Raw genomic sequence first — 12,536 nt, forward strand, 5'->3', positions numbered from 1 at the left:
CGACCCCGGAACGGGCGGAACCGGCCGCCGGATCGCCGCCGGCACAAACCGGCCGGGCGTCCTCGGGACGCTGGCTCGCGGAGGCACTGCCGCCGGCCCTGGTCGGCCGTCTGGTGCGGACGGTCTACCCACGCCTAGAGCCCGAGTTGAGGCGGCTGCCCGAATACATGCCGGTCGGAGGCACAGCGGTAGACATCGGCGGATGGTTCGGCCCATGGACCCGACGCCTCGCGGCCCGAGCAGACCGAGTCGTGACCATCGAGGCCGACCCGCGACTGGCCGAACTGCTGCGCCAGGCGTTCCCCCGGGTGGAAGTCGTCCAGGCCGCCGCCTCCGACGAGTGCGGAGAGATCGACCTATGGATCCCGGACGGCCACGCGTTAGCCGGAATCTCCTCGGTGGCGGGCGGCACCGGCCGTCCCGTGACCACCACCCGGATCACCCTGGACAGCCTCAAGCTCACCGACGTCCACTTCATGAAGATCGACGTCGAAGGACACGAACTGAACGCGCTGCTCGGTGCCGCCGAGACCATCGCACGCGACCGGCCCACCCTGATCGTAGAAGTGGAAGAACGGCACGGTCAGATGCCGGACCTGATCGCCCTGATGAAGAGCTGGGGCTACACCGGCCACGTCCTGCTAAGTGCAGGCTGGACCCTACTGTCCGACTTCGACCTCCGCACCCACCAGCGCGCCACCGTCCACGACCTGAACCGAGGCTTCATCCGCAGAGCCCTCCACCCCGGCGACCGCTACATCAACTCCGTCCTGTTCACCCCGCAGTAGCAGCGCACGGTGAGAACGCGGCACCCACAACATCCGCGGTGGTCAGGTGAGCCGTCTGATCTCGCCGTAGGCCCGGTAGAAGCCGCCCCGTCCGGAGGTGCGGACGCCTTCGACGGCGTAGCGGGCGCCGGGTTGGCGGATCTCCTTGGGGAACTGGACGTTCCATGACTGCTCGTAGCCCTCGCTGATGACCCGCACCCGGAGGCGGGAACCGTCCTGGTAGCACTCCAGGACGACGGCGTCGCCGGGCTGCGAGGTGGTCTCCAGCACCGCCACCGGCTCGGACGTCGGCAGGGACGAGGCGACCTTTACGTCAACGGGTTTGGGGACCGACCCTTGCTGAGCCGCGTGGATGGCCGTCTCCGACGCGTCGATGCAGAGCAGCGAACCGTCGGTGGTGACGATGTAGACCCTTTCGTTCAGGAACTGCATCGAATAAGCCGAGCCGTTTCCCGTACCGAGTTTCCACAGGCGAGTACCGTCCTCGTCGAAACAGTAGATGGACGAGTGGTTGTCGCCGGCGAACACGTAGCGCCCGTCGGGCGAGGCCGCGCAGGAGAAGACGGCGGCGTCACAGCGGTACACCGTTTCGACCGCACCGTCGCCCTTGGCCAGCCTGTAGACCTCCTTGTTGCCGGTCGCGGCGTATACCGAGCGATTCTCCTGCCAGCCGAACAGCACGTTGCCGCCGACCGGCGTCTGCCAGACCACTTTGCCGTCGGTGGCCGAATAGCAGGCCACTCCGCGTGAATGGCCGTGGAAGACGGTGTTGCTCCCGGCATCGCATCGCACCATCCAGGCCGAGTCGCCGTCCACGTCGCGCGACCACTGGTACTCGTCTTCGTGGTCGACGGCCGTGATGCGGCCGTTGCGGTCGGACACTCCGAGGATCGCGTCGTCGATGTCCAGCCAGTAGATGTCGACGTCGGCGGAAATCTCGTAGGCCACGTGCGGGACCTTGCCGCTCAGGTCGTACACCTTGCCGTCGTCACAGCCGGCGTAAATCCAGAAGTCGTCGGCGACGATGCACTTCACCCCGTTGGGCAGCCGGTAATGGCCGGTCACGGTGCCGTCGGTGGAGACGGTGTACACGTCGCCGTTCTGGTTGCCGACCCAGCACCGGTCCTGGTCGACGAAGATGCCGAACGCCGCGGCGCCGGTGGCCAACCGCCACAGCACCGGTGCCTGACGGGCCGTCGACCTGCTGCTGACCATGGTGCGCCTGGTGACCGGACGGGCCTGCCGCACGCCCCGCACCGCAGGGGCATAGCCCTTCCTGGTCTTCTCCGCGATCTTCTTGGCGGCGGCCGTCTCGGCCTTGGCCTCGGTCGCGAAATCGGTCACCTTCGTCTGACCGGAGGAACCGATCCGCCCATAGGAAATGGTGACCCGAGTACCGGAGCGGACCACCTCGTAGAACTTGTGAGCGGTGGCGTCGTCTTCGGACAACTCAAGGTACGTACGGTGCTCCGCCATCCCAGCCTCTCGATCACCTGACTCTGCGAACGTCGCCGACAGTACAGATCGAGTCCGACAGATCCCCCGGAACCCCACGCCCCCGAACTGTCATCCCAGGCCCGCCGGCCAGCGGAGGCCCTGGGGAAGGAGCGCGACGGTCCGGCCGGGGAGTCTCAAGTGAGCGCGCGGGACGCGATCGACGTCGCGGCGCAGGGCAGGCGTGTCATCTGGTGGCAGAGAGTCCTGATGGCAACGTGATGACAAACGATCAAGGCCCTGCTCGGAGTAGCTCCGAACAGGGCCTGACCTGGAGTCTCTCGGTGGAGCTGAGGGGATTTGAACCCCTGACCCCCTCGATGCGAACGAGGTGCGCTACCGGACTGCGCCACAGCCCCGAGGACTCCGTAAGGTTAGCAAACTTCGGGGGGTGTTCGTGCACGGGTCATTCGCCGACGGCGCGGCGGTCGGGGGCGTACTGGTCGAAGACCTCCTCCGGGGTGGGGAGTTCGATGACCTCGGCGGTTTCGGTGGTGAGGAGGGCCTCGCGGGCGCGGGCGCGTGCTCTGGCGCGGGACTGGGCCGCGGCCTGGCGGCGGGCGGTGTCCATGCCCACGGCCACGCGGAGCAGCGCCAGGTGGCCGGCCATGAGGACGGTCGGCGGCGCGGTGATCCACCACGGGGCCAGGCCTGAGGCGGCGACGGCCGTGGTGGTGAGGAGCAGGGTGGCCAGGCCCGTCGTGCGGCGGCGGCGGCGGGCGATGATGGCGGCGCGGCTCGACCGGCGGCGGGGCCGGGGGGCCGGGACGTCCACGGGCTCCTCTTCGACGTCCTCGACGAGGGGTTCGTCGGAGCGCTTGTGGAGGAGGCGGGTGAGTCCGGTCGCCTCGGTGTCGCGGCGCAGCCACATCGGCACGAGGACCATGGCCCAGACGGCGACGATGGCGAGATAAAGGACCGCGCTGCTCATCGGTACCACCGTCCCAGGGCACGCTCAAGAGGCGGGCCGACTTTCGGCGCGCGAACGTGCATTGGGAGCAGGGTCACGCCCCGCACGGTACGAGGGCGTGTCAGAGGTTGACGAGCATAAGGGGCGGTGTGTCGCGAGATCGATCTCGCCGTTACTCTGTGTTTACCGCGGCTTCTCGATCGCAGGATTTTTACGGCGGGAAAGCCACGGCGGACTCAAGTGCGCCGGGGAAATGCCTGTTTGCGCTCGGCGAGCCAGCGGGCGCGCAGGCCACCGGGCACGTCCTCGACGGTGAGGGCGTAGCAGATGTGGTCGCGCCAGGCTCCGTCGATGTGCAGATGGCGGCGCCGAATTCCCTCTTCCCGGAATCCGAGCTTTTCCACGACGCGGCGGCTCGCGGTGTTCTCCGGGCGGATATTCGCTTCGAGGCGGTGGAGGCCGACGGTGAAGAAACAGTGGTCGACGGCGAGGGCGACCGCGGTGGGAATGACGCCGCGTCCTGCCACCTGCTTGTCGACCCAGTATCCGATCTGGGCGGATCGGGCGGAGCCCCAGACGATCGCGCCGATGGTCAGCTGGCCTGCGAAATCGTCCTGGTAGGTGACGACCCAGGGCAGCGCCAGGCCCTGGCGGGCCTCGCGGCGCATGGTGTGCACCATGCTGACGTAGGGGCCGAGGCCGCTGCGGAACAGCGGCGTCTCGGGGTTCGTGGGCTCCCAGGGGCGGAGCCAGTCGGCGTTGCGGACGCGCAGCTCACGCCAGGCGGCGGCGTCGCGGTGCCGTAGCGGGCGCAGCCCGACGGGACCCTCGGTCAGGGTTGCGGGCCATCCCCGCAAACGTTCCACGGTTCCATGATTCCCTGGTCGGACGTCTGAACGCCATCAATTCTCCCCGAGAAAACGGTCACGCGGGACGTTCTCGTGCGGGACGGCCCCTCAGCGGGGGTGGTCGCCGCCCTTGATCTGGTCGATGGCGTGGGCGAGGACGCGGCCGAGAACGGCCATGCCGTCGCGGACGCCGCCCGTCGAGCCCGGCAGGTTGACGATGAGGGTGCCGGACGCGACGCCCGCGAGACCGCGGGACAGGATCGCGGCGGGGACCTTGTCGCGGCCCTCCAGCCGGATCGCTTCCGCGATGCCCGGGATCTCCCATTCGATGATCCGGCGGGTCATCTCGGGGGTCTGGTCGGTGGGGGTGAGGCCCGTCCCGCCGGAGGTGACGACCACGTCGTAGCCGGCGGCGACGGCGTCGCGCAGCGCTTCGGCCACGGGTTCGCCGTCGGGGACGACGACCGGGCCGTCCACCTGGCAGCCGAGGTCCTGCAGCATCTCGACGAGGACGGGGCCGGACTTGTCGGCGTAGACGCCCGCGGCGGCCCGGTTCGAGACGGTGACCGCCATCGCCCTGATCACCGGCGCCACCCGCCCGTCTTGCCGCCGGTCTTCTCCTCGACCCGGACGTCGGTGATCACGGCGGCCGGGTCGACCGCCTTGATCATGTCGATCAGCGCGAGCGCGGCGACGGTCACCGACGTCAGCGCCTCCATCTCCACCCCGGTGCGGTCGGCGGTGCGGGTGACCGCGGTGATCGCGACGCCGTCGTCCTGGACGTCGAGGTCGACCTTGACGCCGTGCAGGGCGATCGGGTGGCACAGCGGGACGAGGTCGGGGACGCGCTTGGCGCCCATGATCCCGGCGATGCGGGCGACGGAGATCGCGTCGCCCTTGGGGACGTCGCCGGCGCGCAGCAGGGCCACGCATTCGGGAGACAGGCGGACGAATCCCGTCGCGGTCGCGGTGCGGGCCGAGACGTCCTTGGCCGATACGTCGACCATGCGGGCCGCGCCCGTCTCGTCCAGATGCGTGAACTCCGAGCCCTTGGCACTCAAGAAGGCAACCTCATGACGTCGACGCGGGAGCCGGCGGGGAGGGTCTCGATGTCCTCCGGCACTTGGATGAGCGAGTTCGCGGTGGCGAGCGACCCCAGCTGGTGTGAGCCCTGCACCTCTGCCGCGGTGACGGTGTACGTGCCGTGATCGAAGGAGAGGTCGCCGCGCAGGAAGTGGCGCAGGCCGGCGGGGGATTTGATGTCCTCCGCCAGGACGGCGCTCACCATCGGCAGTGGGTCGGGCTCCAGTCCTTGCATGGCGCGCAAGGCGGGACGCACGAAGATCTGGAACGACACGTAGGCGCTGACCGGGTTGCCGGGGAGGGTGAAGACGGGCGTGCCTTGGAGGAGGCCGAACCCCTGCGGCTTGCCCGGACGCATGCGCACCTTGTGGAAGTTCACCGTCCCGGTGCCGGACAGGACCTCCTTGATGACGTCCTTGGTGCCCATGGAGACGCCGCCCGTGGTGACGATGGCGTCGGCCCGGACGAGCTGGTCTTCGAACATCTCCAGCACCTTGCCGGGCTCGTCCTCCACGGTGGCCTGCCGGTACCCCACTCCGCCTGCCTCGACCACAGCGGCGGTGAGCATGTAGCCGTTCGATTCCCAGATCTGGCCGTGCCCAAGGGGGGAACCTGGCTCGCGTAGCTCGTCCCCTGTGGCGACCACGACCACGCGGGGTTTCGGACGCACCATCACCCGGGCCCTGCCCACGGCCGCGATCATGCCGATCTGGGGGGCGCCTAGGCGGGCGCCCGCGTCCACGACGACCTGGCCCGCGCGCACGTCCTCGCCCGCCCGGCGGATGTAGTGCCCCGGCGGCGCGGCGCGGGAGATCCGGACGGTGGCGTTGCCGCCGTCCGTCCACTCGACGGGGATCACCGCGTCGGCACCGGCCGGCATCGGCGCGCCCGTCATGATCCGGGCGGTCAGGCCGGGCCGGATCGCCGACACGCCGGTGTCGCCGGCGACGATGTCCCCGACGACGGGCAGCGCGACCGGGGAGGTCTCGGCCGCCGCGGCGATGTCGGCCGCGACGACGGCGTACCCGTCCATCGCGGAGTTGTCGAACGGCGGCAGCGGGACCTGCGCGGACACCGGCTCCGCGAGCACCGTCCCCTGCGCCTCCAGGAGCGCCATGTCCAGCGGCGGCAGCACCCCGACGCTGCCGAGGATCTCCGCCAGGTGCTCGTCGACCGATCTCATGACCACGGCCCCAGCACGGCGTGCCGTCACGCGTCCCCGGAGCCGGCCGCGCCGCCGTTCGCGTCGTGCTCGCGCACGAACTCGCGCAGCCACGGCAGGAAGTCGGGCCCGAGGTCGGGACGTTCCACCGCGAACTGGACGACGGTCCGCAGGTATTCGAGCTTGTTGCCCGTGTCGTAGCGGCGGCCCCGGAACTTGACGCCGTAGACGCCGCCGCCCTGGTCGGCGGGCGTGTCGGCGAGGGTGCGCAGCGCGTCGGTCAGCTGGATCTCGCCGCCGCGCCCCGGCGGGGTCTTCTCCAGGACGTCGAACACCGCGGGGTCGCAGACGTAGCGGCCGATGATGATCCAGTTGGAGGGCGCCTCCTCGGCGGAGGGCTTCTCGACGAGGTCGGAGATCCGGACGACGTCGTCCTCGTCGGTCGGCTCGATGGCCGCGCAGCCGTACGCCGAGACCTGGTCGGGCTCGACCTCCATCAGCGCGACCACGCTGCCGCCGTGCCGCTGCCGCACCTCGATCATCCGCCGCAGCAGCTTGTCGCGGGCGTCGATCATGTCGTCGCCGAGCAGGACGGCGAACGGCTCGCGGCCGACGTGCTGGCGGGCGCAGTGCACCGCGTGCCCGAGGCCGCGCGGCTCGCCCTGGCGCACGTAGTGCATGATGGCGAGGTCGCTGGACTCGTGCACGGCCTCCAGGCGATCGTCGTCGCCCTTGGCCCGCAGCGCCTCCTCCAGTTCGTACGCCCGGTCGAAGTGGTCCTCGATGGACCGCTTGCTCCGGCCGGTGATCATCAGGACGTCGCTGAGGCCGGCATCGACCGCCTCCTCGACGACGTACTGGATCGCCGGCTTGTCGACGACGGGCAGCATTTCCTTGGGAGTCGCCTTGGTGGCGGGCAAGAATCGGGTACCGAGCCCGGCCGCCGGGACGACCGCCTTGAGCACAGGTGCATTGTCGGCCATGTACAGACCCTAGCCACCCACGAGGACGGCAGCGTGCAGGACATCGTTTCCAAGAGCGACCTACGAGCCGAACTGCTGCGCAGGCGTGCGGCGATGACGCCGGAAGCCCGCGCGGCGGCCGGCAGATCGATCCGTGATGCCCTGCTTTCGGTTCCCGAGGTGGAAATGGCCGGGACCATCGCGGCATATGTTTCGATCAACGACGAGCCGGACACGCGCGGCCTGCTGTTCGCGCTGTGGAAGCGCGGCGCGTACGTGATCCTCCCGCTGCTGCTCCCGGACGGCGATCTCGACTGGGCGTCCTACGAGGGCCCCGACTCGCTCGTCGCGGGGCGGCGCGGCTGCCTGGAGCCGTCCGAGCCGCCGCGCGGTCCCGGCGCCGTGGCCAGCGCGGACGTCGTGATCGTCCCCGCGCTCGCCGCCGACCGGACCGGGACGCGCCTCGGCCGCGGCGGCGGCTCCTACGACCGGGCGCTCGCCCGGGTCGGCCCGGCGATCCTGACCGTGACGCCGCTGTACGACCACGAGGTCCTGCGGTCGGTCCCGGCCGAGCCGCACGACCAGCGCGTCCGGGCCGCCGTCACCCCGGCCGAGGGGATGCTGCGCTTCGGCTGACGGAGCGTTCCCGGCGGCTCATTAGAGTTGGGGCGAGATCGCCCGGCGGCGGCCATGCCGGGGCGGAACGGGAGGTTCTCGATGACGGCACCGTGGCGGATCCTGTCGCTGCCCCCGATCGCGGACGAGATCGTCCGCGGCCTGTTCGCACCGCTCGGGGACGCCGCCGAGGTGGCGTTCCCGCAGCCCAGGGACCGTGCCGGGCTGCTCGCCGCGCTTCCGGACGCCGACATCGTGATCGGCGACTTCAGCGCCAAGCTGGCGCTGGACGCCGAGGCGGTGCGGGCCGCGCGGCGCCTGGCGTTCGTCCAGATGCCGGCGGTCGGCACCGACAGCCTCGACGTCGCCGCGCTGACGGCGGCGGGCGTGCCGGTCGCGAACGCGGCGGGCTTCAACGCGCGCGGGGTCGCCGAGTGGGCGGTGGGCGCGGCGTTCGCGCTGTGCCGCCACCTCGCCTGGGCGGACCGGGGCGTCCGCGCCGGCGGCTGGCCGCAGATGGAGGTGGTCGCCCGGCGGCCCCGGGAGGTCCACACGCAGCGCGTCGGCATCGTGGGGTTCGGCGCGATCGGCGCGGAGGCGGCGCGGCTGTTCGCCGCACTCGGCTGCACGGTCTCCTACTGGACGAGGCGCCCGCGTCCCGAGGCCGCGGCCACGTACCGGGAATTGGACGATCTGCTCGCCCAGTCCGACATCCTTGTGCTCGCTCTCCCGCTGACGGACGAAACGCGCGGTCTGATCGGCCCTGAACGCCTCGCCCTGATGCCGGAGGGTGCGCTGCTGGTGAACGTGGCGCGCGGGGGCATCGTGCCTGACGACGCCGTCCTCGCCGCTCTGGACTCGGGACGGCTGGCTGGGGCGGCCCTGGACGTGTTCGACAAGGAACCCCTCGCGGAGGGGCACCCGTTGCGCAGCCATGAGGACGTCCTGCTGTCCCCGCACGCGGCGGGGACGTCCATCCAGTCTCAGCTGAACCTCGTGTCGCTGGTGCGCGACAACGTCAGCGCGGCCGTTCAGGGACAGAAAGTGCAGAACGTGATCAACGGTCTGGAACCGCAGGTCACCCGGCGATAACCGGCGGCCGCAGCGGGCCATCCCTCAACCGCACGTATGTGTTCGTCCCGTGAATGAATAGGATTGCTAAACGATCTGCTGTGGACCCCGTGAAGGGTGGGATGTGCATCTCGACATTTGGCTACTCCTCGGGTCCACCCTCGTACTCAGCGCAATCCTCGCGGTAAGGCTGTCGCACCGGGCCGGCCTGCCGTCCCTCCTGGTCTACATGGGGCTCGGCCTCCTCATCGGCGAGGCCGGCCCCCTGCACATCGCCTTCGAGGACGTCGAACTCGCCCACATGCTCGGGTTCGCCGCCCTCGTCGTGATCCTGGCGGAGGGCGGCGTCACGACCGACTGGCGGCGCGTCCGGTCCGCGGTGCCCGCCGCGATCGTCGTCTCCACCATCGGCACCCTGATCAGCATCGCCATCGTGGCGCTGTCCGCCATGTGGCTGATCGGCATGGCCTGGCGGCCGGCGTTCCTGCTCGGCGCGGTGCTCGCCCCGACCGACGCGGCCGCCGTGTTCTCGGTCCTGCGGCGGCTGCCGCTGCCGTCCCGGCTGTGCGGCCTGCTGGAGGCCGAGTCCGGCTTCAACGACGCACCCGTCGTGATCATCGTGATCGCGCTCAGCACCTCTCCCAGCGCGCCCAACCTCGCCGCGCTCGGCGGCCTGATGCTCTACGAGCTCGTCGCGGGCGCCATCGTCGGCGTCGGTATCGCCTGGCTCGGGGCGCAGGGGCTGCGCCGGATCGCGCTGCCCGCCTCCGGCCTCTACCCGATCGCCGTGATGTCCCTGGCCATCACCTCCTACGGCGTCGCGTCGCTGCTGCACGCCAGCGGGTTCCTCGCCGTGTACGTCGCCGCACTCGTCCTCGGCAACTCCCGGCTGCCGCACGGCCCCGCGACCCGCGGCTTCGCCGAGGGAATCGCCTGGCTCGCCCAGATCGGGGTGTTCGTGATGCTGGGGCTGCTGGCGTCCCCGAACGAACTGCCCGGGCAGATCGTCCCCGCGCTGGTGATCGGCTTCGTGCTGCTGCTGGTCGCCCGCCCGGTCTCGGTCGCGCTCTCCACGATGGGGTTCAAGATGTCGTGGGGGGAGAAGATCTTCGCGTCGTGGGCCGGGCTGCGCGGCGCCGTCCCGATCATCCTCGCGACCATCCCGATGGTGCAGGGGGTCGAGCAGTCCGGCCGGATCTTCTCGCTCGTCTTCACGATCGTGGTCGTGTTCACGCTGCTCCAGGGGCCGACGCTGCCGCTCGCGGCCCGCCTGTGCCGGCTGGAGAGCGACGGCGAGACGCGGGAGCTGGACGTGGAGGCGGCGCCCCTGGAGCAGTTGCACGCCGACCTCCTGGAGGTGCGGATTCCGGGCGATTCCATGCTGAGCGGGGTGGAGATCTTCGAGTTGCGGCTGCCGCCGGGCGCGTCGGTCACGCTGATCGTGCGCAACGGGTCCAGTTTCGTCCCGGAGCCCACGACGCCCCTGCAGGCAGGTGACACGCTCCTGGTCGTGACCACCGACAACGTGCGGGAGGCCACGGAGCGCCGCCTGCGCGCGGTGAGCCGCAAGGGTCGGCTGGCCGGCTGGTTCGGGGAGACGGGCCTGTGACCGGGTCCGGCCGGGGAATCGGGCTCCGGCGGCCTACCGGACGGAGACCGGCCCGGGAACAGGCCGGGGGCGAATCGTGTTCCAGCCCCGGGTACCATTAGCAGTCGTTCATAGTGAGTGCCAGTCCGGGGCTCAGCCGGGCTGAGTCAGCGAGGAGGAACCGTGCCGACGTATCAGTACGTTTGCACCGAGTGCGGCGAGCCTCTGGAGATCGTGCAGAAGTTCAGCGACGACGCGCTGACCGAATGCCCCGCGTGCAGCGGCAGGCTCCGCAAGGTCTTCTCCGCCGCGGGGATCATCTTCAAGGGGTCGGGCTTCTACCGCACCGACAGCCGCGGCTCCGGCAAGAGCTCGACGGTGGGCTCCTCGTCCAACGGGTCCTCGTCGACCGAGTCCTCCTCTAGCGGGAATGGCTCCGGGGCGTCCAAGTCGGACACCTCTTCGTCGTCCTCCGGGGGCGACTCCTCGTCGTCTTCCAGCACGTCCTCCTCTTCTTCTTCTGAGAAGGTCGCCTGATTCCTTAGGGCCTCCGCCGGGGGATCCGCCGTCCGTCGCACACGGACGCCGTAGGGCTCCCCCGGCTTCCGCCATGCCCAGGCACCGGCCGTGTCGCCGGCCGATGGGCCTGGCTCGTCCGGCAGCCCGTCGGCTGATGGGCACGCCGCGGAACGGGCCCGGTCCCGGCCGGTGCCTTCTGAGTTATCCACAATCCGCGGACGGTCTCCCGGGCGCCGGGGCGGCCTGGCTAATGTCGGCGCCATGTCATCTCAGCAATCCGCCGCAGAGATCGGGGTCATCGGCGGCTCCGGGTTCTACTCGTTCCTGCACGACATCGAAGAGGTGCGGGTCGACACCCCGTACGGCCCGCCGAGCGAACCCGTCGCGGTCGGCGAACTCGCCGGCCGCCGCGTGGCGTTCGTCCCCCGGCACGGCCGCGACCACCGCTTCCCGCCGCACAAGATCCCGTACCGGGCCAACCTGTGGGCGCTGCGCTCGCTCGGCGTCCGCCAAGTGCTCGCGCCGAGCGCCGTCGGCTCCCTCACCCCCCGGTACGGCCCCGGGACGCTCGCCGTCCCCGACCAGCTCGTCGACCGGACGTCCGGACGCGACCAGACCTACTACGAGCACGGCGCCGCGGTGCACGTGTCGTTCTCCGACCCGTACTGCCCGGTGGGCCGCCACACCGCCGCGGAGACCGCGAGATCCGCCGGCTGGGACCTCGCGGAACGCGGCACCCTCGTCGTCATCGAGGGCCCGCGCTTCTCGACCCGCGCGGAGTCCCAGTGGTTCGCCAACCAAGGCTGGACGCTGATCGGCATGACCGGCCACCCGGAGGCCGTCCTCGCCCGCGAACTCGCGCTCTGCTACACCTCCCTGTGCCTCGTCACCGACCTCGACGCCGGGATCGAGGAGGGCGAGGGCGTCACCATGGACGAGGTGCTCCGCGTCTTCGGCGACAACATCGGCCGTCTCCGCACCCTGGTGGGCGACGTGGTCAAGGCGCTGCCCGGCGAACGCACCTGCCCCTGCGCGAAGGCCCTGGACGGCATGAAGCTCCCCCTGGAACTGCCGTGAACGCCCGCTTAGCCCGGTTGCGCCGGCCGCTGGCGGCCCTGTTCGCCGCGGCCGCCGCGGGCCTCGCCCTGCTGGCCCTGCGCCCCGGCCCGCCACCGTCCGTCCGCGTTCTGACCGCGGCCCGCGACCTCCCCGCGGGGAAGACCCTCACACCCTCGGACCTACGCCGCGTGGCCCTACCGACCGCCGCCGCCCCGTCCGGCGCCCTCCGCACCGGCAGGGGCCGCGTCCTAGCCACCCCCATGCGCAAGGGCGAACCCCTGACCGACGCCCGAGTGCTGGGCGACGGCCTCCTGCGCGGCTACGGCGACGACACGGTGGCCACCCCGGTCCGCATGGCCGACGCCGACGCCGTCCGCCTCCTCCACCCAGGCGACCGCATCGACGTCCTGACCACCCCCGACCCTCCACCCCTCCAA

Annotated in this window: 14 protein-coding genes and 1 tRNA gene; 7 read left to right on the top strand and 8 right to left on the bottom strand. The window is 70.9% G+C overall.

The annotated features are described in order from the left end of the window. Positions 1 to 167 precede the first annotated feature (167 nt). The gene (locus E1200_RS33545) at positions 168 to 788 is read left to right on the top strand and encodes an FkbM family methyltransferase (protein WP_243708387.1); all 621 of its coding nucleotides are present in this window, start codon (positions 168 to 170) and stop codon (positions 786 to 788) included. Positions 789 to 830: 42 nt separating this feature from the next. Here E1200_RS33545 and E1200_RS06985 read toward each other — a convergent pair whose 3' ends face one another. The 8 genes from E1200_RS06985 to galU form a co-directional block, all read right to left on the bottom strand. Further along, the gene (locus E1200_RS06985; protein WP_347813200.1) at positions 831 to 2,342 is read right to left on the bottom strand and encodes a WGR domain-containing protein; all 1,512 of its coding nucleotides are present in this window, start codon (positions 2,340 to 2,342) and stop codon (positions 831 to 833) included. Positions 2,343 to 2,567: 225 nt separating this feature from the next. Next, positions 2,568 to 2,641, bottom strand: a tRNA-Ala gene (locus tag E1200_RS06990). A gap of 47 nt (positions 2,642 to 2,688) precedes the next feature. Further along, on the bottom strand, positions 2,689 to 3,213 hold the full coding sequence (locus E1200_RS06995) for a hypothetical protein (protein WP_131950975.1): 525 nt from the start codon (positions 3,211 to 3,213) through the stop codon (positions 2,689 to 2,691). Positions 3,214 to 3,428: 215 nt separating this feature from the next. Beyond that, entirely contained in the window at positions 3,429 to 4,049 is a 621-nt protein-coding gene (locus E1200_RS07000) for a GNAT family protein (protein ID WP_131950988.1), read from the bottom strand. Between the two features lie 99 nt (positions 4,050 to 4,148). Next, the gene (locus E1200_RS07005) at positions 4,149 to 4,613 is read right to left on the bottom strand and encodes a MogA/MoaB family molybdenum cofactor biosynthesis protein (protein ID WP_131950989.1); all 465 of its coding nucleotides are present in this window, start codon (positions 4,611 to 4,613) and stop codon (positions 4,149 to 4,151) included. A gap of 8 nt (positions 4,614 to 4,621) precedes the next feature. After that, positions 4,622 to 5,047, bottom strand: coding sequence for a cyclic pyranopterin monophosphate synthase MoaC (moaC, locus tag E1200_RS07010; RefSeq protein WP_243708388.1), 426 nt, complete (start codon positions 5,045 to 5,047; stop codon positions 4,622 to 4,624). Positions 5,048 to 5,097: 50 nt separating this feature from the next. Continuing rightward, positions 5,098 to 6,306: a gephyrin-like molybdotransferase Glp gene (gene glp, locus E1200_RS07015; RefSeq protein WP_131950977.1), complete on the bottom strand. Its 1,209-nt coding sequence runs from the start codon at positions 6,304 to 6,306 to the stop codon at positions 5,098 to 5,100. Positions 6,307 to 6,332: 26 nt separating this feature from the next. Continuing rightward, positions 6,333 to 7,268: a UTP--glucose-1-phosphate uridylyltransferase GalU gene (gene galU, locus E1200_RS07020; RefSeq protein ID WP_131950978.1), complete on the bottom strand. Its 936-nt coding sequence runs from the start codon at positions 7,266 to 7,268 to the stop codon at positions 6,333 to 6,335. Between the two features lie 33 nt (positions 7,269 to 7,301). Here galU and E1200_RS07025 point away from each other — a divergent pair, with 33 nt between their 5' ends. The 6 genes from E1200_RS07025 to E1200_RS07050 form a co-directional block, all read left to right on the top strand. Next, a complete protein-coding gene (locus tag E1200_RS07025; protein WP_131950979.1) occupies positions 7,302 to 7,883 on the top strand; it encodes a 5-formyltetrahydrofolate cyclo-ligase in 582 nt (193 codons plus the stop codon). A gap of 81 nt (positions 7,884 to 7,964) precedes the next feature. Further along, positions 7,965 to 8,954 (top strand): 2-hydroxyacid dehydrogenase, encoded by a 990-nt coding sequence (locus E1200_RS07030; RefSeq protein WP_131950980.1) that lies wholly within the window; start codon positions 7,965 to 7,967, stop codon positions 8,952 to 8,954. 103 nt (positions 8,955 to 9,057) lie between these two features. Beyond that, the gene (locus tag E1200_RS07035) at positions 9,058 to 10,542 is read left to right on the top strand and encodes a potassium/proton antiporter (protein ID WP_131950981.1); all 1,485 of its coding nucleotides are present in this window, start codon (positions 9,058 to 9,060) and stop codon (positions 10,540 to 10,542) included. Between the two features lie 162 nt (positions 10,543 to 10,704). Next, positions 10,705 to 11,058, top strand: a complete 354-nt coding sequence (locus E1200_RS07040) for an FmdB family zinc ribbon protein (protein WP_131950982.1) — start codon at positions 10,705 to 10,707, stop codon at positions 11,056 to 11,058. 243 nt (positions 11,059 to 11,301) lie between these two features. Continuing rightward, positions 11,302 to 12,117 (top strand): S-methyl-5'-thioadenosine phosphorylase, encoded by an 816-nt coding sequence (locus tag E1200_RS07045; protein ID WP_131950983.1) that lies wholly within the window; start codon positions 11,302 to 11,304, stop codon positions 12,115 to 12,117. Further along, positions 12,114 to 12,536: SAF domain-containing protein (locus E1200_RS07050; protein ID WP_243708386.1), on the top strand; the 423-nt coding region annotated here is incomplete at its 3' end. The genes E1200_RS07045 and E1200_RS07050, both read left to right, overlap by 4 nt.

The sequence above is a fragment of the Actinomadura sp. GC306 genome (assembly GCF_004348665.1).
Taxonomy (GTDB): Bacteria; Actinomycetota; Actinomycetes; order Streptosporangiales; family Streptosporangiaceae; genus Spirillospora.